The organism is Pedobacter sp. GR22-6 (assembly GCF_037402555.1).
Classification (GTDB): Bacteria; Bacteroidota; Bacteroidia; order Sphingobacteriales; family Sphingobacteriaceae; genus Pedobacter.
In genome coordinates, this window is the sequence record NZ_JBBEUC010000001.1 from 1,396,884 (window position 1) to 1,422,350 (window position 25,467).

The 25,467-nt window shown below is 46.4% G+C and carries 32 protein-coding genes; 13 read left to right on the plus strand and 19 right to left on the minus strand.

The window, feature by feature from the left end:
- Positions 1–8: 8 nt before the first annotated feature.
- From glgX to WAE59_RS06570, 6 genes are all read left to right on the plus strand, one after another.
- On the plus strand, positions 9–2,066 hold the full coding sequence (gene glgX, locus WAE59_RS06545; protein ID WP_337855137.1) for a glycogen debranching protein GlgX: 2,058 nt from the start codon (positions 9–11) through the stop codon (positions 2,064–2,066).
- A 303-nt stretch (positions 2,067–2,369) separates the two neighbouring features.
- Positions 2,370–2,870 carry a CinA family protein gene (locus WAE59_RS06550; protein ID WP_337855138.1) on the plus strand — a complete coding sequence of 167 codons (501 nt, stop codon included), beginning with the start codon at positions 2,370–2,372 and terminating at the stop codon, positions 2,868–2,870.
- A gap of 430 nt (positions 2,871–3,300) precedes the next feature.
- Entirely contained in the window at positions 3,301–3,441 is a 141-nt protein-coding gene (locus WAE59_RS06555; RefSeq protein ID WP_337855139.1) for a hypothetical protein, read from the plus strand.
- A gap of 50 nt (positions 3,442–3,491) precedes the next feature.
- The gene (locus WAE59_RS06560; protein ID WP_337855140.1) at positions 3,492–3,755 is read left to right on the plus strand and encodes a hypothetical protein; all 264 of its coding nucleotides are present in this window, start codon (positions 3,492–3,494) and stop codon (positions 3,753–3,755) included.
- Positions 3,755–4,564, plus strand: a complete 810-nt coding sequence (locus WAE59_RS06565) for an inorganic diphosphatase (protein ID WP_337855141.1) — start codon at positions 3,755–3,757, stop codon at positions 4,562–4,564. The genes WAE59_RS06560 and WAE59_RS06565 overlap by 1 nt, the downstream gene beginning before the upstream one ends.
- Positions 4,565–4,585: 21 nt before the next feature.
- The gene (locus tag WAE59_RS06570; RefSeq protein ID WP_337855142.1) at positions 4,586–5,566 is read left to right on the plus strand and encodes a TIGR03885 family FMN-dependent LLM class oxidoreductase; all 981 of its coding nucleotides are present in this window, start codon (positions 4,586–4,588) and stop codon (positions 5,564–5,566) included.
- Here the strand turns inward: WAE59_RS06570 and WAE59_RS06575 are convergent.
- From WAE59_RS06575 to WAE59_RS06595, 5 genes are all read right to left on the minus strand, one after another.
- Positions 5,561–6,835, minus strand: a complete 1,275-nt coding sequence (locus WAE59_RS06575) for an NAD(P)/FAD-dependent oxidoreductase (RefSeq protein ID WP_337855143.1) — start codon at positions 6,833–6,835, stop codon at positions 5,561–5,563. The two genes, WAE59_RS06570 and WAE59_RS06575, sit on opposite strands and share 6 nt — an antisense overlap.
- Before the next feature lie 60 nt (positions 6,836–6,895).
- Positions 6,896–7,108, minus strand: coding sequence for a hypothetical protein (locus WAE59_RS06580; protein ID WP_337855144.1), 213 nt, complete (start codon positions 7,106–7,108; stop codon positions 6,896–6,898).
- A 95-nt stretch (positions 7,109–7,203) separates the two neighbouring features.
- Complete coding sequence (locus WAE59_RS06585) at positions 7,204–7,875, minus strand: DUF6766 family protein (RefSeq protein WP_337855145.1); 672 nt, start codon at positions 7,873–7,875, stop codon at positions 7,204–7,206.
- Complete coding sequence (locus WAE59_RS06590) at positions 7,872–8,021, minus strand: hypothetical protein (RefSeq protein WP_337855146.1); 150 nt, start codon at positions 8,019–8,021, stop codon at positions 7,872–7,874. Before WAE59_RS06590 ends, WAE59_RS06585 begins: the two co-directional genes overlap by 4 nt.
- Before the next feature lie 50 nt (positions 8,022–8,071).
- Entirely contained in the window at positions 8,072–8,830 is a 759-nt protein-coding gene (locus WAE59_RS06595; protein ID WP_337855147.1) for an SDR family oxidoreductase, read from the minus strand.
- 220 nt (positions 8,831–9,050) lie between these two features.
- On the opposite strand from WAE59_RS06595, the gene WAE59_RS06600 reads away from it, so the two are divergent.
- Positions 9,051–9,635 (plus strand): DUF4142 domain-containing protein, encoded by a 585-nt coding sequence (locus WAE59_RS06600; RefSeq protein ID WP_337855148.1) that lies wholly within the window; start codon positions 9,051–9,053, stop codon positions 9,633–9,635.
- 33 nt (positions 9,636–9,668) lie between these two features.
- A complete protein-coding gene (locus tag WAE59_RS06605) occupies positions 9,669–9,851 on the plus strand; it encodes a DUF3606 domain-containing protein (protein ID WP_337855149.1) in 183 nt (60 codons plus the stop codon).
- A 573-nt stretch (positions 9,852–10,424) separates the two neighbouring features.
- On the opposite strand, the gene WAE59_RS06610 is transcribed toward WAE59_RS06605, so the two are convergent.
- Genes WAE59_RS06610 through WAE59_RS06630 form a run of 5 tightly spaced genes read right to left on the minus strand, consistent with a single transcriptional unit; the run spans position 10,425 to position 14,662 of the window.
- Entirely contained in the window at positions 10,425–11,333 is a 909-nt protein-coding gene (locus WAE59_RS06610; protein ID WP_337855150.1) for an NmrA family NAD(P)-binding protein, read from the minus strand.
- A 54-nt stretch (positions 11,334–11,387) separates the two neighbouring features.
- A complete protein-coding gene (locus WAE59_RS06615; RefSeq protein ID WP_337855151.1) occupies positions 11,388–11,810 on the minus strand; it encodes an organic hydroperoxide resistance protein in 423 nt (140 codons plus the stop codon).
- 26 nt (positions 11,811–11,836) lie between these two features.
- Positions 11,837–12,580, minus strand: a complete 744-nt coding sequence (locus WAE59_RS06620) for an NADPH-dependent F420 reductase (protein ID WP_337855152.1) — start codon at positions 12,578–12,580, stop codon at positions 11,837–11,839.
- Positions 12,581–12,610: 30 nt separating this feature from the next.
- Positions 12,611–13,921 (minus strand): NtaA/DmoA family FMN-dependent monooxygenase, encoded by a 1,311-nt coding sequence (locus tag WAE59_RS06625; RefSeq protein WP_337855153.1) that lies wholly within the window; start codon positions 13,919–13,921, stop codon positions 12,611–12,613.
- Between the two features lie 36 nt (positions 13,922–13,957).
- Positions 13,958–14,662 carry a nitroreductase gene (locus WAE59_RS06630; RefSeq protein ID WP_337855154.1) on the minus strand — a complete coding sequence of 235 codons (705 nt, stop codon included), beginning with the start codon at positions 14,660–14,662 and terminating at the stop codon, positions 13,958–13,960.
- A 105-nt stretch (positions 14,663–14,767) separates the two neighbouring features.
- On the opposite strand from WAE59_RS06630, the gene WAE59_RS06635 reads away from it, so the two are divergent.
- Complete coding sequence (locus tag WAE59_RS06635; RefSeq protein ID WP_337855155.1) at positions 14,768–15,142, plus strand: winged helix-turn-helix transcriptional regulator; 375 nt, start codon at positions 14,768–14,770, stop codon at positions 15,140–15,142.
- 441 nt (positions 15,143–15,583) lie between these two features.
- Here WAE59_RS06635 and WAE59_RS06640 read toward each other — a convergent pair whose 3' ends face one another.
- Positions 15,584–15,748 carry a hypothetical protein gene (locus WAE59_RS06640; RefSeq protein ID WP_337855156.1) on the minus strand — a complete coding sequence of 55 codons (165 nt, stop codon included), beginning with the start codon at positions 15,746–15,748 and terminating at the stop codon, positions 15,584–15,586.
- A 184-nt stretch (positions 15,749–15,932) separates the two neighbouring features.
- Here WAE59_RS06640 and WAE59_RS06645 point away from each other — a divergent pair, with 184 nt between their 5' ends.
- Positions 15,933–16,319, plus strand: coding sequence for a hypothetical protein (locus WAE59_RS06645; RefSeq protein ID WP_337855157.1), 387 nt, complete (start codon positions 15,933–15,935; stop codon positions 16,317–16,319).
- Positions 16,320–16,352: 33 nt separating this feature from the next.
- Here the strand turns inward: WAE59_RS06645 and WAE59_RS06650 are convergent, their stop codons facing one another.
- From WAE59_RS06650 to WAE59_RS06675, 6 genes are all read right to left on the minus strand, one after another.
- Positions 16,353–16,712 (minus strand): response regulator transcription factor, encoded by a 360-nt coding sequence (locus tag WAE59_RS06650; RefSeq protein ID WP_337855158.1) that lies wholly within the window; start codon positions 16,710–16,712, stop codon positions 16,353–16,355.
- Positions 16,713–16,776: 64 nt separating this feature from the next.
- The gene (locus WAE59_RS06655; protein ID WP_337855159.1) at positions 16,777–17,853 is read right to left on the minus strand and encodes a spore photoproduct lyase family protein; all 1,077 of its coding nucleotides are present in this window, start codon (positions 17,851–17,853) and stop codon (positions 16,777–16,779) included.
- Between the two features lie 3 nt (positions 17,854–17,856).
- Positions 17,857–18,153 (minus strand): DUF3253 domain-containing protein, encoded by a 297-nt coding sequence (locus WAE59_RS06660; protein ID WP_337855160.1) that lies wholly within the window; start codon positions 18,151–18,153, stop codon positions 17,857–17,859.
- A complete protein-coding gene (locus WAE59_RS06665) occupies positions 18,113–18,259 on the minus strand; it encodes a hypothetical protein (RefSeq protein WP_337855161.1) in 147 nt (48 codons plus the stop codon). Before WAE59_RS06665 ends, WAE59_RS06660 begins: the two co-directional genes overlap by 41 nt.
- A 339-nt stretch (positions 18,260–18,598) precedes the next feature.
- A complete protein-coding gene (locus WAE59_RS06670) occupies positions 18,599–18,934 on the minus strand; it encodes a hypothetical protein (protein ID WP_337855162.1) in 336 nt (111 codons plus the stop codon).
- Complete coding sequence (locus WAE59_RS06675; RefSeq protein ID WP_337855163.1) at positions 18,919–19,497, minus strand: RNA polymerase sigma factor; 579 nt, start codon at positions 19,495–19,497, stop codon at positions 18,919–18,921. The genes WAE59_RS06670 and WAE59_RS06675 overlap by 16 nt, the downstream gene beginning before the upstream one ends.
- Before the next feature lie 118 nt (positions 19,498–19,615).
- Between WAE59_RS06675 and WAE59_RS06680 the strand changes: the two genes are divergently transcribed.
- From WAE59_RS06680 to WAE59_RS06690, 3 genes are all read left to right on the plus strand, one after another.
- Positions 19,616–19,963, plus strand: coding sequence for a DUF6249 domain-containing protein (locus tag WAE59_RS06680; protein ID WP_337855164.1), 348 nt, complete (start codon positions 19,616–19,618; stop codon positions 19,961–19,963).
- A 40-nt stretch (positions 19,964–20,003) separates the two neighbouring features.
- On the plus strand, positions 20,004–21,704 hold the full coding sequence (locus WAE59_RS06685; protein WP_337855165.1) for a serine hydrolase: 1,701 nt from the start codon (positions 20,004–20,006) through the stop codon (positions 21,702–21,704).
- A gap of 187 nt (positions 21,705–21,891) precedes the next feature.
- A complete protein-coding gene (locus WAE59_RS06690) occupies positions 21,892–22,662 on the plus strand; it encodes a helix-turn-helix transcriptional regulator (RefSeq protein WP_337855166.1) in 771 nt (256 codons plus the stop codon).
- A gap of 55 nt (positions 22,663–22,717) precedes the next feature.
- Here WAE59_RS06690 and WAE59_RS06695 read toward each other — a convergent pair whose 3' ends face one another.
- Together WAE59_RS06695 and WAE59_RS06700 are read right to left on the minus strand one after the other, a co-directional pair.
- Positions 22,718–24,055 (minus strand): hypothetical protein, encoded by a 1,338-nt coding sequence (locus tag WAE59_RS06695; protein ID WP_337855167.1) that lies wholly within the window; start codon positions 24,053–24,055, stop codon positions 22,718–22,720.
- 231 nt (positions 24,056–24,286) lie between these two features.
- Entirely contained in the window at positions 24,287–25,303 is a 1,017-nt protein-coding gene (locus WAE59_RS06700) for a hypothetical protein (RefSeq protein ID WP_337855168.1), read from the minus strand.
- Positions 25,304–25,467: the final 164 nt, after the last annotated feature.

Sequence of the window (25,467 nt, forward strand, 5' to 3'; positions counted from 1 at the left end):
CTACAAAAATGGAACATTCTTCAGGGAATCCCTTTCCTCTGGGTGCAAGCTGGGACGGAAAAGGTGTAAATTTTGCCATCTATGCAGCCAACGCAGAAGCAGTAGAACTCTGTTTTTTTAGTCAGGATGACGATGCCGAAACCGCACGCATACGCTTGACGGAAAGAACACGGCATGTATGGCATGCGTACGTTTCAGAGATCGGGCCGGGGCAATGTTATGGGTACCGTATTTATGGTGCTTACAAGCCGGGAGAAGGTCAGCGCTACAATTCCAATAAATTGCTGATAGATCCGTATGCTAAAGCGATATCTGGAAAGGTTAACTGGCATGACAGTCTATTCGGCTATGAGCTGACTAAAGATGATCTGGTCATGAGCGAGGTTGACAGTGCCCCTTTTATGCCCAAATCCGTGGTGATAGATTCCAGCTATGACTGGGAGGGCGTACAGCCGCCGCGGTCTCATTATAACGAATCAGTGATTTACGAGGCCCATGTTAAAGGTCTGACCAAGCTGCATCCTGAAATTCCGGAGCAGATCAGGGGAACTTATGCCGCTATTGCTCATCCTGCAATCACTGGGCATTTAAAGCAATTGGGCGTGACTGCCATTGAATTAATGCCAGTGCACCAGTTTATCAACGATCGTCACCTTGAAGAGCGTGGTCTGAGCAATTATTGGGGATACAATACCATCGGTTTTTTCGCGCCTAACAGCCGGTACAGCTCATCCGGGATACATGGCCAGCAGGTGCGTGAATTTAAGGATATGGTCAAAGCGCTGCACCGTGAGGGAATAGAAGTCATTCTCGATGTGGTCTACAACCATACCGCGGAAGGCAATCATCAGGGACCGACACTATCATTCAAAGGAGTGGACAATGAAAGCTATTACCGCCTTACCGAGGATAAGCGTTTTTATATGGATTATACGGGAACCGGGAATACCCTTAATGCCAATTCGCCGAATGTGTTGCGGATGATCATGGACAGTTTGCGTTATTGGATATTAGAGATGCATGTAGACGGATTCCGCTTCGACCTGGCCTCTACCTTGGCCCGCGGACTTAATGAAGTCAATATGCTGGGTGCTTTTTTCAGCATCATCCACCAGGACCCGGTGATCTCACAGGTGAAGCTGATTGCCGAGCCCTGGGATATCGGGGAAGGCGGTTACCAGGTGGGCAACTTTCCCTCGGGCTGGGCAGAATGGAACGGCAAGTACCGTGATTGCATCCGGGATTACTGGCGCGGGGAGGAGCGCATGCTCGGTGAATTTGCTTCCAGGCTCACAGGCAGTCCGGACCTGTACCAGGACAATGACCGCAGCCCTACGGCAAGTATCAATTTCATTACTGCCCACGATGGCTTTACCATGCATGACCTGGTGAGCTATAACCAGAAGAACAATGAGGCCAACGGGGAAGACAACCAGGATGGGGAAGAACATAACCGTTCCAGCAATTACGGAGCGGAAGGAGATACCGAGGATGCCGGGATCAATGCGCTAAGGAGCCGTCAGAAACGGAACTTCCTGACAACATTATTTCTTTCTCAGGGCGTACCGATGCTGGTTGCGGGAGATGAACTAGGCAGGACACAGAAAGGAAATAACAATGCTTATTGCCAGGACAATGAACTCTCCTGGCTGCACTGGGACCAGGCGGACCAGGAGTTGCTGACATTCACCCGCCGTCTCATCAAACTAAGGGCAGATCATCCCGTGTTACGCCGCCGCAAATGGTTTAAGGGGGAGCCGCTGAAAGATAAGGGTGTACCTGATATCGCCTGGTTTTTGCCAGAGGGTTCCGAAATGGAAGCACACAACTGGGAGGAGGACTTCGCTAAATCGCTGGCTGTTTTCCTGCAGGCTGAGGGTACTGCCTTCTACATCCTTTTCAATGCCCATCATGAGGGCGTGATGTTCCGGATGCCGCCAGCGCAGTTCGGTGCTGACTGGGAGCTCGTGCTGGACACAGGCCTGAATGAATTGCAGGAAAGCTATCAGCCTGAAGCGGAAATGGTGGTAGAAGGAAGAACGGTGATGGTCTTGAAAACCAAATAAATAGAAATGAAAGTAAAATACAAAAACATTGACTTGAGCTTTTCGGACGATCGCTGGATAATGCGTGTACGGGCCCCGAGAGCGGCGTGGTCGGCCTCAACTGCCGCTTTGAAGGTGTTATTTGCTGCCGCTCCTCCAGTGGGTGAATCCTAGGTAAATACATTGTCGGTACCTTTGGATCGATATTAACACGTGTTTGGAGGATTAATACCTGTCTTTGCTGCGAGGTGATCATCCATAACCATTCCGCTTTTCAATTGTTACCTGATCAATGAGTTCCTGACATTAAATGATTGATGACTTATGACTGAAAAAGATTTACGAGTAGCTATCGACCGGGCCGCAGGACTGCTGCTAGCGCAGGGCCTAAGCATCGCTTTCGCGGAGAGTGCTACAGCTGGTCGCGTGGCAGCGGAGTTCTCTTTGCCCTGCAATGCAGGTAAATTTTTAACTGGAGGCCTGGTTTGCTATGATGCGCGTCTGAAAACAACCTTGCTGGGGGTTCCTGAGTCGCTGATTGAAAAGTACACGCCAGAATCGATGGAAGTGACGGAAGCCATTGCCCGGGGATTAACACGGCTGATCTCAGCAGACATTCATGTGGGTATCACCGGACTGCCTTGCCCGGGTGGAAGTGAAAGTGAGGAAAAGCCAGTGGGTACGATGTTCGTATGTGCCATGAAAGGTGAAAGCCAGCTTTTTGCTGAGCGTCGGCTTTTCCAGGGCGAGCATACGCAAATCATTCTTCAGTCCGTCTGCTGGACCGCTGACTTATTATTTAAGAGGCTGGGTGTGACGCTTTGAAGCTGGCTGTGAGAATTTGCCCCTAGGAACTCCAAAGCACCGCGAGATCTGCTTTCATCAGTGCGGTGAAAGGGTCAACCACAAACTGCTGCATGTCCGGTCATGAAAAACTTCAAATCAGCAACCGGCCTGATTCTGGTCCGGACAAGGCTAGCTGGTAATTTGGGATCAAGTACCCGAACTCATGGCAGGAAATTCAAATCACACATTGATATTTGGGCAGAAGGGGTCATCAGCAGGGTCGGGGAAAAACATGATATCTTAAATTTCAAACTGGCACATTAGCCGGGCAGAGAAGCCGATGAGCACCGGAAACATTACCCGTAACGGAAATCAATACGTTAAATACCTATATCCATGGTTTTCTACCCCTTTTATCTTTCGGCTAAACCAGTTAAGCCTGCACATGTTATCCTTAAAAATCATTCCTATGAAAACTCAACAAGAAAAAACCAACCCGCTACCTGAGGAAACAAACCAAGCTGGCCAGGAAAAAAAACAAGATGACAGCAAGACTCCACAGCGGCCCAAACCTGTCAAAAGACCCAATTATTTACTTCGGTTGCTATAGCAAACAGCGCGTAAAAGGTAACATTATTCAACTTCATTAAAACCTAAATTATGTATATCCGAGTCTATAAAACAAGAAATGCTTTTACGATCCTAATCGGCCAGGCTTTGCTAGCCCTACTACTGGTCGCAGGTTGTGCTTCTCCCGAATCGCGGGCCGAAAAGACCATAGATACGACAACCAGCAGTACCGCAGAGGCTGCTGGAACAGACACCCTGACCAATACGGGCAGCATGTCTGGCAGTAATGGAACCGGTACGGATACGACAGATACCAAGCGACAAAATGCAACCCGTCAGGAGGGCAATCATTAATGGCTGCAATTAGGCACTACACTGTTATCATCGAAACGCCAAAAGGCAAAGGGGCGAAGTTTGACTTTGACGCCGCCTTAGGCTTATTCAAATTGAAAAAGGTCATGCCGGCAGGACTGGTGTTTCCCTTCGACTTCGGATTTATTCCCGGAACCAGGGGAGGTGACGGAGATCCCCTGGACGTGCTGGTGATCTCTGAAATGGAGACCTTCAGTGGCTGCGCGATCGATTGCCGGATCATTGGCGCGCTGAAAGTATCACAGCAGGAGCGTAACGGGGAGCGGATGCGAAATGATCGCCTGATCGCTGTCCCGCTGGTCTCAAGTCAATATGCAGAAATAGACAGCATCAAAGCATTGCCTAAAGAATTACTGTCACAGATTGAAAGTTTCTTTATTGCCTATAACCAACAGGCAGGTAAGAAATTTGAAGTGCTGGGCAGGCTGGGGATAAATGCTGCGTTAGCCTTGATTGAAAAGGCTAAAGTACTGGATGAACCGAGTTTGCTGGTCCAGTTATTGCTCCCGCTTCAGGACAGAGACGGTAAGGGCTTTCCCGACGCTTTCTACGAAAAGTTCCAGCATCAACTGACTGAGAAATTTGGTGGCTTAACCGTATACCAGCGTAATCCGGCTGAAGGCTTTTGGAAAGAGGGCAGGTCGGAGACAGTAAAAGAAGCCATGCTGGTTCACGAAGTGTTGGTGGGAACAATCGATGAAGCCTACTGGAAAAACCTAAAGGCCTCACTCCTGAAACAATTCCGGCAGGATGACATCCTGATCACCAGCATCCGCATCAGTAAAATCTAAAAACAAAACTATAAAAATTATATGATGACCCAGTTTGCTTACCAGGTATCCCATGAGCAGTTCAGACCGAGCGACCTGATCAGATTTGCCAAACTTGCCGAAGCTTCAGGTTTCGATGCCATCGGTTCTTCAGATCACTTTCATCCCTGGAGCGAGCGGCAGGGGCAAAGTGGCTTTTCATTTGCCTGGCTGGGTGCAGCCATGCAGGCGACCACCATTCCCTATAGTATGGTTTGCGCCCCGGGTCAACGCTATCATCCGGCGATCGTTGCCCAGGCACTGGCTACCCTGGCGGAAATGTTTCCGCGCAGATTTGACGTTGCTCTGGGCAGTGGCGAAGCTTTAAATGAAAACATCACCGGAGAGAAATGGCCCGATAAAGCCAGCCGCAACCAACGACTACTGGAATCGGCCGACATCATCCGGAACCTGCTGGATGGGAAGACCGTTACCCACAAAGGACTGATCAACATAGAAAATGCCAAACTCTATACCTTGCCTGAACAGCGGCCGAGGTTGTTCTGCGCGGCAGTAAGCAAAGAGACAGCAGCTTGGGCAGGCGGATGGGCAGAGGGACTGGTCACGGTACATCGGCCGCATGAGGAGCTAAAGGCAGTGGTGCAGGCTTTCCGCGATTCCGGTGGTGCAGGTAGACCTGTCCATCTGAAAGTGCAGCTATCGTACGACACAGATGATGAGGCTGCTTTGCAAGGTGCTCATGACCAGTGGCGGACCAACATTTTCCAGGGCACAGTTCTGGGGGATTTGCCCACTACCGCACATTTTGATGCCGCCGCTGAGTTTGTAAAACCGGAAGACCTAAGGGCAATGGTGCGGATCTCGGCGGATTTGGAGGAACACGTCAGCTGGCTTAGAGCGGATATGGAACTGGGCTTTGAGCGGATCATTCTGCACAACGTAAACCGCACACAGGAGAAATTCATCCAGGACTTTGGAATGCGGGTGTTGCCTAAGCTACGCCAGATCAAAAACCAGCTATAAATGCTCCTGTTTTTTTTCCGGCCGGATGATGAGCCTTAGCGTCGGGTCATTGGTTGCGAAACTCCAAAACCAGTTGAAGGCGAGTTTTAATTTATTTCTAAAACCGGCGATCGGTATGATGTGGATGAACAGCCAGACCAGCCAGGCAAAAAAACCTTTAAAGAACCCTTTAGGCAAATCCACGACTGCTTTGTATTTGGCAATGATTGCCATGGACCCTTTATCATTGTACAAGAACGGCTTCATCGCTGTACCATCCCCGATCCGCATCAGGTTTTTCGCCAGGAGTGTGCCTTGCTGAATGGCCACCTGTGCCAATTGTGGATGGCCCTGGGGGAATTTAGGATCGCTTTCCTGAATACAAAGATCTCCGATAGCAAATACATTGGCCAAACCGGAGACCCTGTTAAATTCATCAACTTTGATCCGCCGACCCCTCGCTGTACTCCCTTCAGGCAATCCTGGCGCTTCCCTGGCGATCACGCCGGAGGTCCAGATCAGTGTGGCACTCGGGATGCTTTCGCCATTGCTGAAAATCACCCGTTGGTCTACATAATCCTTGACTGCTGTATTCAGCAGGATATTTACCCCTAGCCCCTTTAACACTTTCGCGGCCTCCTGCTGGGATTTCGCGCTCATTGGAGCCAGCAGACGGTCCAGTGCATCGACGAGATAAATCTTACCCAGGCCTCTACTTGCCGCGGTAGGATAGTCCTTTTTTACAATATTGCCGCCCATCTCGGCCAGCATGCCTGCAATTTCAACACCTGTAGGTCCGCCGCCGGCGATTACGATATTTCCGAGCCGCTCGCGCTCAGCTGGATCACTGCTTTCAGCAGCCTCTTCCAGCCTCAACAAAACATGGTTGCGCAGTTCCAGTGCATCGTCAATGGATTTCATGGGTAAGGCAGCGCGTTTCACATTTTCCATTCCGAAGTAATTCGTCTCGGTGCCCATGGCCAATACGAGGAAGTCGTAATATAGTTCCGCTTTATCCGTTTCTATGGTATTCTTTTCCGGATGGATCTGTTTGAGCGTACCCATATGGAAATTAAAATGGGATTTGGACTGGAACATACGGCGAAAAGGATAGCTGATGTTGGAAGCTTCAATGAAGGCCGTGGAAACCTGGTAGAGCAGGGGCGGGAAGAAATGGTAATTATTCTGATCCACCAGCGTAATTTCGTGTCCGGGTTTATCTTCCAGCGTTTTAGCGAGATTCAGTCCGGCGAAGCCGCCACCTACGATGACAATTTTTGTTAGGGCCATAAGCTATGTTTAGGTAATAAAACTAAAGCACCCGACTGGATGCTTTACAATGAATAAGTTTTACTTCATTGGAGGACGAGTTGTGGCATCCCGTCTGGTGGTGTCCCTTTTACTGTCCTTGTTTTTGTCTTTTTTCTTATCGGACTTCTGTTTGGACTGCTTTTTTGTTGTGTCCTGACGTGTTTTTGTGGTGTCTTGCCTTTCCTGGAAAGGACTCGCGGCAACTGTCAGGCTAAAGCCTGCAACCAGCATGATCATCATTAGTTTTTTCATAGGTATGATTTTATTTTTTGATTGAAAAATTAACAGTAGCAAAGTCTGCAGGTTTTAAAAATTTAAGTTTTCAGTAAAAGCCGCAGCTCCGGCTATCATTTACCTGTTTCCATATCCGGAGCATCGACCGGTTTGGACTCCGGCGAACCTTTCTGCCGAAGGTAGATCGTGAGAAATACGATGGCAAAAACCGAGAGAAATTCACTCTGCCAGTTTTGGAAAGTCTCAAACCAGAATTCTGATTGTCCCAGGTATTGAAGTACTGTATCTTTCGGCAAATCTTTCGCACTCTGGGCTACATTATGGTTCTGCCAGCTGCCATAAAGGTGCAGTCCCCAGCTCGTCAAGAACAGGATGCCGAAGGCGATGGAGAGGGAATGTTGATACACCTTCAGAATCCAGCCTCCCTTGCGTACTGCCCAGGGCGCATCCGGACCGGGTACAGGTTCACGGTCCACCTCTTCCGGTTTATCCAGACTCTTGGATTCCGCAGACCCTATTTGTCTCAGGGAGACCGTAAGCAGGACATACAAGGCCATTTGCAGGAATTCACTTTCAAAGTTCTCGAAGGTGGCCGATATGAAATGCCCGCTTTGCAGGTAAGTCCCTATTCCTATTTGCGCCTGCTGATCCTCTTTCAAATCCTGGTTATGTTTGTTCCAGCCAGTTATGGCCTGGGCGGCCAGCGTCAGCAGGAACAAAGTTAAAAAAACCAGACTCAAGCCATTCCGATAAAGGAAGGATCTCGACTGACGATCAGTGGTCATATGCTTTCCGACTTTTGGATAGAACTGCTTTCGATGCTATTGGATATGGCTGGAAAGGATACGCTGGAACTGCGTGCGGCAACAAGGGCACCGGTATCGGCCTTTTTTGCCTGCTGTTTTTTCGAGGATGATTTTTTACGTGACATGATAATTAAATTTAAGGTAAATGACGGAACGGGTCTGTACTGTCGGGGACTTAGAGTATCTGGAGATGGGGGCGGATTTGAAGGTAAATCACATCACTCCGTTTCGGCTGGCAAAGGCAATAGAGCACGCTCATGGCAATGTCTTCCGCTTTGAGCATTTTTAAGGCCTCGATTTCTGCAGGTTGCTCTTCAGCCGGAACTTCGATCATGTCTGAGCCGACCAGTCCGGGCTCAATCAGGCTAACTTTGATTCCCAGCTCATTCACTTCCTTGCGCAAAGCCTCCGAAAAGCCCTGGACACCGGCTTTAGTCGCCACGTAAACTGAGCTGTCCTTACCGCGTTCGTCTGCGCTGATGGAGCCAATGTTAACGATGTGGCCACTGTGATTGGGCTCCATGCGTTTCACTGCTTCATGCACACAGGCCATATAACCCAATAGGTTGGTGTCTGTTACGTATTTCCAGTCTCTATAAGAACCTGAAGTAATGCTGTCGAAGGCGAGAGCGGCGTTGTTGACCAGAATGTCAAGCCGGTCAAGGTAGGCATCAATTTGTTCAAAGATGCTTTTGATACCTTCTTCCGTAGCGACATCGGCTATAAATCCCACAGGTCGCTGTTCGGGACTGACCGCGTTGATCGCTTCGATGGCATCCGCTAATTCCATTTCATGGCGACCGAAGATAGCTACCCTTGCCCCCTGTGCAGCCAGCAAGATCGCAATCGCCCTTCCGATACCGGTGGTGCCGCCAGTAATGAGCGCATTTTTACCTTTGACACTTTCCGGTAAATATTCTTTTAAATTTTCCATAGGTAGATGATTAATGAAAGCAACATGAACTGCCTGATAGAACAGCTGAAGAGAGAAAGGGTTTATCCCAAGGTACACTTCAGGACAATATTTCAGGTATTCGGGTATTTTACCAGTGTGATGCGTATTTACCGCAGTACCAATGTTTTATCGAAATTTCAGCTGTTGAAAACAAATCTCTGAGTAATCGGTTGATGGAAGCAAACAAAGATAAAAACCTATGAAAAAATTAATCTATGCAATCGCCATTTCGGGAGCCGTAATCGGCTTTCAGAGTTGTGGCAACAGTTCAAAAAATGCTGAGGAAACAACTGATACCTCCGCCACGGCTACTGACACGATGCTTTCTGATGATCCTGCCATGGTGAGTACCGGGATGCCAGATACGGCCTTCAGCAACAAAGCAGCCGTTAGCGGAATGGCGGAAGTTGAATTTGGCAAACTGGCTTTCGAAAAAGGTAGCCATGCGAAGGTAAAAGAATTCGCCTCGATGATGGTAAAAGACCACAGCAAAGCGAATGAAGAATTGAAGTCTATCGCTGCTGCTAAAAGTATCCTATTGCCGACTGCACTGGATGCCATGCATCAGGCCAAATATGAGGAACTGAAATCCAAATCGGGCGCTGAGTTTGATAAAGCCTATACCGCTGCAATGGTGGAGGGGCATGAGAAAACATTGGCCTTGATGGAGGATGGCAGTAAAAACGTTCAGGACGCTGAACTGAAAGGTTTCGCGGCTAAAACGGCGCCGGTAGTAAAGCATCACCTGGAGATGATCAATACCATACAGGCTCAACTAAAATAGATAACCCGATCATTAATATTAACTACAATTGCTATGGCTAAGAAAGGACCAAGTGACCGGAAAAAAGTCAATTCCTCAGAAGACTATGAACTTTCGCACGTTGCAGAAAAAATGAAAGTGAGTATACAGCAGGTCGTCGGCGCAAAACGCGCGACTGGCTCTAATGACCGAAAAGTAATCGAGGAGTATATCTCGGAGCGGGGTAAAAAGAAATAGATGAGGATTTGAATAGAAAGGCTGCCCTCCGGCAGCCTTTCTATGTTCATAAGCGCTGCCCAGCGTTGCGCACATTGTAAAAAGACCCGGACTCAGCCCGGGTCCCTTTGTATTTTTGCACAGGCATGAGCGGGGATATTGTTATCCTGTCAATCCGATTTCAATAGAAGGCCATTTCAGAGAAATCAAACGGAATCAGAGCTTCTTCAAAAGGATGTGGGACTAATTTGTGGGCAGACTGAAGACTGCATTGCAAATGGGAGAACTTCCCCTCAAGTCAAAATTATCCGGATATAATTAGATTTCTTGGATATTTACGATTTTAGATTGATAGAGATATACCTGACGAAAAAAATAAAAGCTTATAGATTCACGAATGATCTTAGCCAAAAACGACTAGGAAAAATTCTTGAAGTTAACGGATCAACTAGCTCCAATTGGGAAGCGAGCGAGTTCCTGCCTCATAAAAATAATGCCACTTAAGCTTGAGGCAATCGTGATAGAGCAAATCATCAAATCGAACCATCTTTAAATTGTGAACCTGCTCACAACAGTTTGAGAGCAGGTAGACTTCTATTCTTCGGAATTTGCAGCGCTTATAAGCACATCTTTATTTTCGGCTAAAAATTCCCTAACGGTTTTTGCTTGTCTACCAAGGATATAGGGAATATCGTTTTGAACCATCGACATATACGACATCCTTCCGTCCAGCATCTGCTTCACAAAGTCGATGTTTGCACTTGCATACCAGCTGTCCGCACCCTTAGCGATCCAAGCTTCAATCAGCTGTTTAAATTCTTCAACACCTTTTTCTTCGCACTTGATTTCAAGTCCGGTAACCTCACTCATCAACTGAGCGATCTCTTTTCCATTAAAGCTCTCCACGCTCAACCAGTAATGTTCACCGGCATGCCGTTCCGGTCCGCCGACCAGAACTTCTGCCGCCACAGCAGCAATGTCGCTCGAAGCAATATACCCGACCCTGCGGTCTTCCCAATAAGTGGTGTAGGTCAGATTTTTAGGCAAGTAAGCGCTTGTAAGTGCCTCCATGAACATGTTTGGATGAAGGTGTGTCCACGCAATGCCGCTGGCTTCAATGTATTTTTCAATCATCTGGTGCCAGGCAAAGTGCGCATCGGTCGTATCCCATTCCGCAAATACCCCTACATGTACAATATGACTGACGCCAGCTTTTTTCGCGGCATCTACCAGGGTTTTACTCTGGGTGAGCATACCTACCGTATAACCAGTCAATAGAAAGACACGATCTACACCTGCAAGCGCAAGCGCAAACGTTCTTGGGTCATCCAGGTCTAAATACACGCAATCTTTCCCTTCGTTGCGAAGTCGCTCGACCACGTCCTGCTTTCGGGAAGTAATCTTAAGATGAACAGATTTACCCTCGAGTTCTTTCACTACCTGCTTTCCGATCGTTCCACTGGCACCTAATACCAGTACGGTCGGATTTTGATTATTTTCCATTTAGTTTATTAAAGTTCTATCTTACAATTTCAGTATAACCTGACAGTCTTGATCTTAATTATTTGTGGTCACCAGGCTTACCGGAATATTATTTCTAGTGGCATTGGAATAGGGACATACCTGATGGGCACGCTCAGTGAGCCGCTGAGCTTCTTCCATTGATACATCCGAAATGTTTACCGCAAGTTCGACTGCCAGTCCGAAGGCACCACCCTCCAGGGGACCGATCGATACTTTTGCAGTAACTGAGGTTTCTCCAGTTTTAATTTTCTCTAAACGAATGGTATGGTTCAGCGCACTATCAAAACAAGCAGCGTAACCAGCTGCAAATAATTGTTCCGGATTCGTGTAATCATCATTTGCACCGCCCATTGCTTTGGGGGCTCTTACCTGTAGGTCTAAAACTCCATTATCACTTTTCACCTGACCATTTCTACCACCATTAGCAGTCGCTGCTGCTGTATACATAATTTTCATTGTTATTGGCTTTTAATGTTATCCACTTATTTCTTTCCCATCTCGTGTAAACGGTTACCTGCTAAAATTTCTTCATACGAAGGCCAGGTGCCCTGCTTGCTCAGGTTATCCATGATGAAATCGCGGATCGCAGGTGCTTTCCCTTTTTCAGCGTCAGCAAGTGCCTGGATTAATTCGGCTTCATTCAATTCCGTACAATAGGCCGGTGTGCCGGGCTGTTGTCTCCAGGATTCGGCCAGGCTTCCGGCATCAACGGCATCGAAACCGGTAACATCAACCAGATGAGCGACTATCTTTTTATGTTCGGGGTGATCTCCGGCTATAGAAATTGCAACCCTGGCTTCTGCTCCTGCTGTTTTGCCTTTGTATTTCAAGGTGCCTTCAAGCATGTTATTAAACACCTTCACAATCGGGCGCTTTAGTATTCCGGAAATATATTCGCTTTCAGTTATCTGCTCCAATTCAGGAATCTCACCATCCCTGAACGGATAATAGTTTGAAGTATCCATTACAACCACATCCTGAGGTACCTCTTTCAACAAGTCTGCGGGCAGGTCCGTATAAGCATTGAAAGGCATAGAAAAGATGATGGCATCCACATCCTTCACCACGCCTTGTATGGATGCTGCTGATGCGCCCAGACTGGCCGCTATTTTTTCCAGTTCAGGCATTGCCCTGGTATTGGTCACTTTTACCTGATGTCCGGCACCGGATAATTTTTCTGCTAACAAGCTGCCTATGGCACCTGTTCCAACAATTCCTATCTTCATGTTTTTCATATTATTTATTTATAATTCTTTTTAAACCCGAGGGTCAATTCCATATTGCTCCGGTGCACCGATATGCTCCCTGAGCGTCGTGCCTTCATAATCCTGATGAAAAAGTCCGCGCTCCTGTAAAATGGGTACAACCTCATCCACAAAGGCATCTATACCATCGTCCAAAATATCCGGGGAGATCCAGAACCCATCACAGGCTCCCGCTTCAAACCAGGCCTGCATATGATCGGCCGCTTCAACTCCGGGCCCTACGATGACCGGATGGTAATCAATGATGCCATGCGCTATAATGTCCTGCAAGCTCCATCCTTCTTTCGCGATTTGGAGCGCGTGTGCAGATCTTGGGTCATATGGGGAGGGATAAGCGGCGTCTAATTGCGCTTTGGAAAGCGGTTCGTCCAGCCTATTCCGGTCCAGCCTGATGCCAAGCATTTGCTGAAGGTAAGCGACCCGATGTGGCAGCAGATGCCCCATTAACTGAAGCCTGCGGTCAAGTGCTGTACGCCTGTCCTTAACGATGGTGGTCATCATTCCTGCGATAAATTTGATCTCATCGGGATCACGTCCATATTTTTTAGCAGCTTCACGAAAGGCATTGCGTTGTTGTATGCCGTCCTCGATGGTGAAAGCAGCACCGATAACCACATTGGCAAACCGGCCTGCCAGCTCATGGGCGTTGGGACTTCCTCCAGCATGAAAGACAATGGGCTGCCCCTGTTCAGATGGCGGAATATAGAGCGTGCCTCTGGCACGTATATAATCACCTTTAAAATCGACGGTAGCAATCTCCTCATGTTTTGCAAACTGTCCGCTTTGCTGGTTATGTACCCAGGCCTCTTTACCCCAGCTTCCCCAAAATGCCTGGACAAGTGGAATCACTTCGTGTGCACGTCCATAGCGATCCTTGCTCGAAGGAATGGTTTGGCCAAAGATTGCTGCCACATCATTACTAGTCGAGGTGATGGCGTTCCATCCTGCTCTACCGTGGCTCATGATATCCAAAGCCTTAAACTGTTTGGCCAGTGTGTAAGGTGCATTAAAAGTAGTGGAACCCGTAGCTACCAGGCCAATGTGCTCAGTTTCCCTTGCAATGGCGGCCAGTGTCATCATCACATCGAGGTTGAAGTTGGGCGCTTCGGTTTCAAGAAGGGAGGTGTCGTCAGTAAACGGGCCGTCCGGCAGAAACATAAACTGGAATTTGCCCCGTTCTGCCGCCTGCGCATGTCTCACGCGCGCATCGTAACTGATATAATCCCTGGGATCAATGCCCGGGCTGCGCCAGGCTCCCGGCTGAAAGCCGTACCCGTTGCCAGAAGTTAATCCAAGAAGCATTTTTCTATTGTTGTCAGCTTTCATTTCGAATATATACTATGGGTGGAAGGTGACTGTACGCGAAATTGGATCCCGTCCCAACTTAAACGAATTACCCGGCGCATTTGGATCTGCGTAACCAAAGGAAATTCCAAACATCATTTTTAGTTCATTTGGCACGTTTAATATTTCCTTTATGGTGCCTGCGAAAAATCCTAAAGCCGTTTGCGGGATACCCGCAAGGCCATGGGCTGTGAGTGATAAAAGAAATGTTTGCCCATACATACCGATATCGCCGCCCGCACGTACATTGTCACCAAACGATGGCATGAATGGAATAACTACATGTGGGGCATTAAAGAATTTATAATTGAGATCTGATACTTCTTTCCGCCCTGCTTTATCCTCACGTTTCACGTCAAATGCCTCATACATAGTCTTCCCCAGGTTAAAGTAGCGTTCCTGGTAACGACCATGATACTCCTCGACATCGAAAGTAAAATCGGGTGAAAACCTTCCTGCTTCATTTTGTTTTAAAAGCGCGGCTGAAAGTTCTTTGAGTTTTTCTCCCGAAACAATATGTGTTTCCCAGGGCTGGGTATTGCAGTTTGAGGGTGCCAGTTGCGCATCTTCTAAAACAGAAGTAATCAGGTGATCTGCCACCGGCCTTTCCAGAAAGCCACGACAAGATTTCCTCAAACGTAAGACTTCCTTAAATGCATCTGTATCGGGCTGTATTTGTTCTAATGCTGGTGTTTCCATAAAATCGAATCTGATCTAAAATCAGAAAGCAAATTTCCAAAAGAAATGCTTTACTTTGTATAGTCCTTTCCTAAAGGAAAGTGCATTATTATATTCAAAAGACTTATGGCGGTAAAAAGAGGTTACAACGATTGTATCAGCACCATCAAGCCGGTACGCGACTTCCTGGACGTGATGAGTGGCAAATGGAAATTTCCGATCATTGTATCTATCGGTGTAGGGAATGACCGGTTTGTTGATATCCAGGAGAGCATTCCAGGCATTACGCCAAAGGTCCTTGCTAAAGAACTTAAAGACCTTGAACAGCACCAACTCATCAAACGAACTGTTGTGGGGGACTATCCCGTAAAAATCACCTACACTCATGAGCCATATGCGGCTACGTTGACACCAATAATTTATGCGATGAAAGACTGGGGAATTAACCATCGCAAAAAAATGTTCAGTGATGCTGCAAATGAAAACCGAAATACAAAATAGGTATAGACTTGCCTCTGACCCTCGAGCTCTGGAAAAGAGGCCGTAATAAACAACGCAACGCACCGTAGATAATTCAGCGCTGAAGCGATGCCGCATTTGCCCTATACCTTGCAGTTTAATGTTGTTGTTAGCTCATGTCTCTTGATGACATAAAATCGCATGCCATCAAGGGGATTGGCAATTGCCAAACTTTCAGTTCGTCTAATTTGAGAGGTTTGAATTCGCCGTACCTGGTCTGGTTTACATAAGGAATGGACCGGGGCGATCCACCCGACCGGAGAGGCGGGGGATAAGTAGGGAAACCAGGAGATGGGCTCATTAAATTTCTACATTGAGCCCTGTACAAAAGACGGGGAAGCATCACCCTGATACTTCCCCGTCATCTAAATTAACGCGCTCATGTATAGAGACGCTGAGCAAAAGGCTTTATCTTATCAGCCCTTAACTTTTCATTTTCTTTTCGATGTCCTTGCGCTGGTTTGATCCACCGCTTTTCTTGGCTTCTTTAACTGCGGAAGGTTTCACGTTCATTTTATCCGCTTCATAGTTCATTTCGTGTGGCTGATTCGATACCGAATTCCTTTCCACTTTTGATCCTCGGGGCATAATTTTTCGATTTAGGTGAATGTATTTGGATAACAACCTGGCTGGGTTGTGGTTTTCAAAAAATGTTCAAATGCCTTTTAACCAATGGTCTATCAGCTATTGACTGGCGTTAGAATATTTCTTATCTTTAGGTATCCCTAAAATTTTCACCGGTTGGTGAATATACCTTTTTCGGAGTTATGCCATGAAAAGCATTCTCTTACATGAGCCTGAGGCCTCGATATTTGACATTGTAACCCTGACCTTGCAGGAAGAGGGTTACCAGATCAGGCCACTTTTAAAACCGGACCATCCTAAATTCATCACTGAGCTGACTAAATCGCGGCCGGAGCTGATCCTTATGGATTGTTACCGGGACTTGAGCGATTCCGCTGCCTGGTGTAAAGCCATCAGGTCGGTAGTTGCCGGCATTTGTATTGTCGCTTTCAGTTGCAATAATGACATTGACAAAACTTACCGCTCGATCGGCTTCGATGCTTACCTGAAAAAGCCTTTTGACATCAGCTACATGATCGGTCTGGTCAACCGCTGTACCAGTCAGAAAAAGCAAGGTTTACAGACGCAGCTTTGATGGTCCCGGATTAAGGGGATAGTTACACCAAGGTCAGCATGCCCGTTCTAAAATGCCGGCAATTTTGTCGATTAGCGCATCAAGGTTGAATGGTTTGGCCAGGTATCCTTCTGCCGGGCAGTCCCGGTTGTGTACATGCCAGTCGGCGGACATCATCAGGATCGGCACGCTGAAACGCTCTCGTGACTTTAGCTCGCGGCAGAGGTCCATGCCGTTTCCATCCGGCAGGCGCACATCCATAATGAGCAAATCCGGTGTACCCGATACCAATGCCGATTTGATCCCAGCAAGGGTTTCAAACAAGCGCAGCCGGTATCCTTCTTCTGCTAAAATTGCTGTTAAAATAAATCCGATATCCCTGTCATCCTCCAGGATGAATATTTCCTTCCCCATAACCCCATCTGTATCCTAATCAACGCATTAAATCTTTACTTAGTTTACTGAGAATCAATTATTTTTAAAATGCGTATCGGATTTTACAATAAGGAATCATTTTATGACACAGGGCGACCAGTTCGTTCACGATTTCCCGCTTCAGGTTATTTTTATAGCGGACGTTTCTTTGTCCGGTCTGACTGTATTTGACCTGCTGTACTTCCGGTGTCCAGAGTATTTCTTCGGCCTTAGGATGCCATAGAAGGTTGACTTCGTGAAGCGGCTCATTGTGGGTTAAAAAGATGATCTCGGTCCAAAGCCCAGCCTTAGTTTCTTCATCCAGCACCTGGTTCATTTCGTCAAATAACTTACGCCAGTCGTCCAGCCAGCCCGGGTAGTAAATGACCGGTGCAAAGCTGACGTTCACCTCATAACCTGCCCGGCGAAAATCGTTCATGGCGGCAATCCGGTCGGAGATAGGGGTGGTCCTCACGTCAACCAATTTGGAAATGCCATGCGGCATCAGGCTGAACCTGATCCTGGTTTTTTCTTTTGGGTTGTAATCCAACATTTCCCTGTTGATGAATTTGGTGGCAAAACTCAGTTTCGCATTGGGCAGCTCCGCATAGAGGCCAATCAGGTCTTTGACGTTATTGCATATGGCGGCGTCTACGCTGCAATCCCCATTTTCGCCGATCTCGTAAACCCAGTGGCTGGGATCGATCAGGTCTTCAGTTAGTTTCGGTCCTTGCCTGGTCGCGTGGCGGCTCAGGTATCCCATGATCTTTTCGATGTTGACAAAGGTGGTGATCGGGTTGGCATAACCTTTCCGCCTGGGTACGTAGCAATACGAGCAGGACATGGTGCAGCCGTTGGAATGGGAAGGTGCTACCCAATGTGAGCTGCGTTCATTTCGTCTCGCACTCAGTGCTTTTTTGACGCCCAGGATCAGTACATTTTTCTTGTTCCAGAGCCAGTCTTTCACCGAGCCTTCAAAGCCAAACAGTTCAGGGATCTGGTTGTGGGCAGGAACCTCAATGAGTTCCGCATTTGGGTATTTAGCGCGGATTTCTGCGGCGCGGGGGTATTGCCAGATGTCCGGTTCATGGTAAATTTGATGGATACTCAGCAGCGCTGATATATTCTTTTCGTGCAGCATTTATTAAACCGTTTTGATCCGTATCGGCCCTTTGATGTGGCCCACATCTATCGTTTTTCCTTTCTGTGTGATGACTACCTGATGCTGATGATGCAGTTTTATAGCGACATCGACTACCTCGTCCATGTGCATTCGCCAGTCCTCAGGAAACAACATGCGGGCTATTTCTGAAGGGCAGGTTGTCTTTTCAGTCCCCCGCTCCTCAGCAACAGCCAGCAGCTTTGCTGCTATTTTTGCATTCCGATCCACAATAGCGTTTTTATTTGATGTCTTCAGGATCCAGCTCATTGCCTTCTTCATCAATGCGCTGGTTTTCTTCCCAGTTGGTGCCATCTGCTCTGGTGGGTTCTTTTACTTCTTTGCTTTCTTCCTGCTCGTTTGCCGGATTTTGATTTGGATCTGTCATCGTTTCTCGTTTTGGTAATTATAACAATTAATGGTACGGATAGTTCCTGATAATTTGTATGGACTGGCTTCGATGCTACAGGTTATCAGCTAGGACGGGGTCTTAAAACCAATAGCCGGGCAGAAGCAATTCGGATCTCGCTGAATACGGGTAATCACACCTCCAAACGCTAGGGGAGCTGTCTGACAAAGTTTGATTGAGCAGCTTGGTGTGAAATCGACTGAAAAATATCTTATGAAATCTCCAAAAATACAGATCCGCAACTAGGAGAAGGAAGCCGGAGCAATCCGATTTTCTTTATACATTCAGATCCAAAACTCATTCCCGGGGCAAACATGGTTACTGTTGAGCACTAAACAGCTTTCTAAACATCAATATCAGGCTTAAAAGTCCAATCGCCAGTATCACGATTGGTACAATCATTTCCATTGTCTCCAGGGTTGGCCTGAGTTCTACAAAAATGACCAGGGTGGTTATGATTAAAATGGCAATGATCCCTTTGCCCAGTCTTTCCTGTTTCTTGTACGCCCGGCTGTAGTTCAGCCGGTATCCGGTGATCACCGCATTCAGCAATCTTTTGGAGAAACCTTCAGAAGGGCTTATCGTTCCATGATCCTGTAGCAGTTTTTTAAGGGGGTCAATAATTTGCTTGTCGTTTCTCATAAGTCTTTCCATTCTGTTTTTAATAGTTGTTGAAGCTCAATTTGAAGCAACTGGCGGCTTCTGAGCAGGCGCATTTTGATGGCGGAGGATTTGAGATCCAAGATCTCGGAGATTTCAGCTATGGTTTTTTCCGCATTATAATGTAGGGTGATGATGAGCTGATCCTCTGGCTTTAACTTTTGCATGGCGATGCCGAGAAATTTTTTCCGGTCTGCTTCAGCAAGGCGTTCTGAACCCTCATCTCCTGCGGTATAGTGCGCGTATTGCTGGTCATCCTGCAGCTCAAGCGGACGCGGTTTTTTTGTGCTCACTTTGCTGAGGGCTGTGGTATAAATAATTCTGTACAGCCAGGTAGAGAATTTTGAGGCCCTCCGGAATCGATTCAAGTTGGTAAATGCTTTTAAAAACCCATCCTGTACCACTTCTTCTGCATCTTCCACATTTCCTGTGATCCGGATAGCGATAGAATAAGCCATATCGCGGTATTTATTTACCAAATACTCCAGCCCCTTGCTTTCGCCGCGGATGGCGCTGTCCAGGTATTGGTCCTCAGGTTTTTTGTGGTCGAATAACATTTGTAGCTTAGACTAAGATAGTGATGATCCGGTCACAAAAATTTCTGAAAAATTTTATCATTATTTTGTGACCGCTTTGCAAGATCCGTAGTCTTATGGGCAAATAAACAAATTTGATATGCAAACTACATCAGCCGCACTGCTCATCTCTATATCCCTGGTTATTTTTGGGATTGCCTATTATTATTTTACTACCCGTCATAAAGAACGAATGGCGATCCTGGAAAGCGGCGCCTCGCCGGATCTCTTCAAATGGAAGAACCAGTGGCTGTATTTCCTGCTCAGTTTTGGGATTGTTTGCATCGGCACAGCCTTTGGCGTTATGTTCGGTGTATTTCTAATTGCTACACTGGTTTTCATTCATCCGTTCTGGCTGATGTCTGCCAGTGTACTTCTTTTTATGGGCATCAGTCTGATCATCTGCTATTTTATCATCAGATTCCTAATGGCTAAACAAAGGGATTAAACCTTAATCAACACATTTTTTAAACTAATTTTTCAAAGCGATGAAAACATCACTGAGGCTATTGCTATGCCTAATTTTTATCAGCCTATCTTATAGCCCCGGTTTTACTCAGGGGAATCACGCGGAGTACGATTCCGTAATCGAGCCCATATTTCCAAAGGATGGGCCTGGCGGAACAGTCCTGGTTGCGAAGGCTGGCCGAGTCATTTATCAAAGGGACTTTGGTTTCGCAAATTTGGAGCACCAGGTGCCGATGAGCCAGGATCACGTATTTAGACTGGGCTCGGTTACTAAGCAGTTTACTGCGGTTTGTATTCTTAAGCTTGCGGAAGAAGGTAAGCTTTCTCTGGAGGATGAATTGACCAAGTTTATCCCTGATTACCCGGCACAAGGAAAGAAGATCACAATTGCTAATTTGCTTTCCCACACTTCAGGCATTAAAAATTATACCGGGGTTCCGGCTTTTAGTGAAGCGCTAAAAAGAAAGGACCTGAGGCCAGAGGAAATTATAGCTTTATTTAAAGGGGAAGGTCTGGATTTTGATCCGGGCAGCGACCAGCGTTACAGCAATTCCAATTACATCCTGCTTGGTTATATCATTGAGAAACTGAGCGGGAAGTCGTACGGGGACTATGTTCAGGAGCATATTTTTAAGCCGCTGGATATGACGCATTCTTGCTATGATATGGGTACTGAGGTGATTACTGGCAGGGTTTCGGGTTATAGGAAAAGAGGTGATCGGTATGAAAATGCTGAGTTTTTGAGTATGACGCTGCCTTACGCGGCTGGGTCCCTGATGTCTACTACTGGGGATCTACTGAAATGGTATCAGTGGCTTAGTGCGGGAAAAATCATCAGTGCCGCCAGTCTGGAGAAAGCGTTTAGTTCCTGGATCTTGGCCAATGGGAAGGACTCGGGCTATGGCTTTGGCTGGTGGATCGGGAACATACAGGGAAACAGAGCAGTGATGCACAATGGGGTTATTAATGGATTTTTTACCGATGTGATTTACTTGCCAGCCCAGCAGATCTTGGTATGTGTGCTGTCCAATTATGAAAATGTTGGGGACCTGGATATTCCGGCTGCCAAGCTGGCGGCTATCGCCATAAATACCCCTTATCATTACGAGCCGGTTGCGCTAAAGTCAGCGGTCCTCCAGGAATACCATGGGGTATACCAGAATGCATTTGATGGAGAACGGTATATCAGCAACCAACGGGGCGTACTGATGTATTACTATCGGGGTGGTGGCAAGACCTGTTTGATCCCAACCGGAAAGGATGTTTTCGTGCTGGAGAATAGCCTGAACAAGCTTAGTTTCCAGAGAGATCAGGCAGGAAAAATAGCAGGTTACAAGCTAGAAGGTACCGGGGTGGCTTCCAATTGGCTGAGGTCGAGGGATAACGAGGTTTTGGAGAAGATCCAAGTTTCTGATCAGTTGATGCAGAGTTACGCCGGCAAGTATTTGTTCGAGCCTAACATGGTCTTTGAAGTCGTGATTGAAAATGGAAAGTTGTACGGCAGGGTAGGGAAGGATCAGAAGGAGCTGGTACCTTACGGAAAGCATCGATTCTATGCCTGGGATTTAGACGCAAGGTTAATTTTTCAGCTAGACCATACCGGGAAAGTAACTGGGGTGACTAAGATGGAGATTTCGGAGATAGTATCCACCTCTTTTCGGGCCAAAGTGTCCAGTCAATTTTCACCCAACGCTTTCTGGATCCCCTGGACCTGGCGCTAGGTATTTCTGCCTGATAAATGCGCTTAGATAAGCGTTAGTAGCCTCCCCAATTCAATTCTTTATAACTCTGTGTTTAGAATCCAGATTTTACCCTATTTTCAGTACGCTGAGCTTTCTGAAACTGCTCAGCAGACCAGGAATGCAGACCCCATATAAATGATGATTCAAAGCCTTTAAAATCAGTCAAGTGGATACTTTGGCTGAAATTAGTGGACATTTTGCAGCGAAATGGCTGGACAGCGGATTCCGAAATCAGGTGGACAGTATTGCCGAAACCTCCAGCCTGCCCCAGTTTGAATGGGTTTCGGAAATTTCCGCTAGATTACAAAACCTAAGGTTCAATAAGCACCAAGGTAAAATGCGGATTATTGATTTTGAGCAAAATCAATATTTAAAAGGACTTGAACATATCACAACTTTTTTCAATGCAATTCATAATCAGCGTGCGTTGATGATAAGGTATGCACCGTTTGGCGAAAAAGATGAGAGGCAACATACTTTTCATCCTTATTACCTGAAGCAATATAACTTAAGGTGGTTTGTTTTCGGAGTAATTGACTCTATGCAACAATTGACGAATTTGGCACTTGACCGGGTAATCAATGTCGAGGAGTCGCAGATTTCCTATGTTGCCAACCATAAGTTTGATTTTGACGAATATTTTGAGGATATCGTAGGTGTTACAGTTCCTGATAACGGAATAATTAATACGGTTATCATAGCTGTGAAGAAGGAATTTATGCCTTATATGCAAACGAAACCTTTACATGGATCTCAAACCAACCTTGAAACCACTGATAACGAAGGGATATTATCCTTCAAAGTGATCATTAATTACGAATTGATTTCAAAATTACTGTCTTTTGGCGACAACATCCGGGTGATTGAACCGCAACATCTGGCAGAGAGAATTCGGGACAAAATCAATTCGATGGCTGTGTATTACAATTCTCCATAACCCATTATTGCCTTGCATTTTAAATGCAGAGTTCTGCTACAGATTGTTTTCAAGGTTATATCAATTGTTTATAAGGGGATAAAATGTGTTTAACTGGGGCATGAATTGTTGATATTGAAACATCTTCAGCTAATCCCAATGGCCTTTCCTCCGCAGTATTTTCATAAAAGTCCCGCAGATTTGGCGACAAATATTTCAGCAATGATTCCGTATCTTGCTCATGAACGCTGGATTTGCTGAACTTGGTGAGGTCTGCGAGATCCAGGAGATCCTGACAGCCAGCGTTTGTAAAGAGCTCTTTGAGCCTGGGTTCATGGGCAATATTGTAACCAGCAAGGCCTAACAGGGTGTCGATCTTCAGGTATTTTTTATCCATAGGTTCCAGGCTGGTGAGTTCACTGAGTTTGTTTCCTTCTGGGGTTCCGGTGTTGGTGAGAAACAGGAAGCTTCGGATGATGATGACTCCTTCATCGAAGGAGCAGACGAGGTAACCTACTTTTTTATCTATGATTTTGTATTCGACGATTCGTTTGTCACTGCGTTTGTGCCAGGTTTTTTCTTTTTTTCTTAGGGTTTCGTAGACGGCTTCATGCATGAGTCCGGGTACGAGGCCAATGCGTTCCTGCAGTCGTAGCAGGGCATGTTTCTGGATGTAGACTTCGCAGTAGTCGTTGCTTTTTGGATCTTCCCTGAAGCCGATCCATTTGGGTTTGATGCGAAGCTGTGTTATTTTTCCTTCGAAGTTGGTCCAGCCGACTTGGACGAGCTCCCGTGGATGGGATTCGAGTTTGAGGGTCTTGGCTTTGGGTTTCTCGGCGCTGATGAGGATTTCGTTGTTGCCGTCAAGACCTCTCATGCCGCAAGTTTCATTGATGTTGTAGGTGAATAGTCGCTCATTCCAGTCAGTCATAATGATACTGAACTTCCACAGGATGTGGATGAGGTCCTGAATTGGTTTTAGGTAGTATTCGCTATGCTGATGGTAGTTTTGCTGTATTTCCCGGAGTGCGCTGCCTAGGGTTTGGTTTTCTCCTTCGACCAGTGTGAGGTAATGGATCAACATGAGACCTTCCCGGTGAAATGTACTCAAGCTCATGGTTTCTCCTCTTGGACTGGTACAGGTTTCGTTATTGAGCATGTTCTTGAATATTTCATTGAGGTGTTTGGTGCGAGCTGGGGGGATTTGGATTTGATCGGTTGCCCGCATCCGAAGGGCCGGGTATCTGTTGCTGATGATCCTGGATACGCTGATCGGGCTGAGTTGTTTGAAGGTTTCAGGTCCTGCAATTTTGTGGCAGACTTCTTTAAATGTTTTCAGGCTGTTGTTGAGGACTTGCTGCTCGGTGTATTGCCCTGCTGCTTTGCCTTTTTGTGTTTTGGCTTTTTGGCCCATTCCAGTTTTTATAATTAGTTGCTGACTAAATTATATAATACTGGATTGGCAGCTTTAATTCCTAAAGCTGTTTTTTTTTAAGGTTCTGTAAATGAGCGGGAAATTTTGGCTCAGTAGTGGGCGTTATCGAGCTCTTAATCTATTGGAACGACTTTCCACCTGTCTCCATTCTGCTATTTGCTTTACCATATTTCAGGCTTTCGAGCTCCTAATTCAATCTGCTTTTTTTAACTATGGTTTAAATTTATCCAGATAGAGATCGCATATTTTTTCAAAATGTGCGGTGGAATATTTGGATTCGTCATTTACCTCCTCACTGTGGATGACGGCGTTTACGAATTCCTCAACTTGCGATGGATGTATTCTTGATCCGTATTTCAGGAAATAACGTACGCTGAATTTTTTTCTATAGTTTTCTTTGAATTTTTTGGCCTTTTCGATATGGTAGCCATTGTGCATGGCGATCCTTTGATCGTTACTGAACAGTCTAACTTTAAACGCATCCTCGTTTTGATTGGTGTAGATCTTTAATGATGCCTCATTGTTCAAGCCATGGTAATCAAACATGTCAATTGGCGAATCATCTGAGGAAGTCTGTATGACGAAGTCGTTGAAAAAGACGCATCGGTTGTTGTTATTATTGCCAATACCTACAGAATTTGTGGTAAATTGATTTTCTCCTCCAAGTGTATTCAAATAAGTCACGTGCAAGGGTATGGATTTGACCTCATCGATATTGCCCTCAGCGTTGTCAAAATATTTGCGGAGCGTTTCAATTTTTTCCTTGGAAAGCTTATAAGAGCGGTCGCAGATTGCTGTTCTGTAGACCTGCAAAAGGAAGAATGGACGGACTGAGGGGTGATCGATAGCGATTTCTTGCTCTCCGCTGAAGTCTTTTCCCCTCAAAATGGGCAGGACCTCCCGAATAAAAGGGTTTTCTATGTCTGTAAATTTCTTCTCACATCCCGAGCAAAAGACATGGTCAACAGCGAACAGCGGTTTCTTTGCTGCCTCGATTTCCTCTTCAGAGGCTTCCCGTCCAAAGTTTCTCATGATACCTTCCCGGGAGGTACTTCTTTGAAATCTTGCTTCTATTGAAGTTTCTTCCAATGAGATGTTGAAAGCCATGCCTTTTTCCCTTTTGTTCGAGCCGTCTTCGTTCAGGCAGCTTCTGATTATCCCATCTGTAAGGTAGTGGGTATTGGTTTTGTCGGCGGCGTTTTTTTGGCAAAGTTTACAGGTCTGCATAGTTCTTTTGTTGCTTTTACTGGACCGGATTTACGGCTACCCGGTTTCAACAATTATAGCTGTTTGAGCTGACACTTCAAACTCTAACAGCCTCGATCTCATAGTAAGATGACAGGGTTTTATTAATCCTAACGTGTTTGTACCTTCATCTTTCCTATTATTTG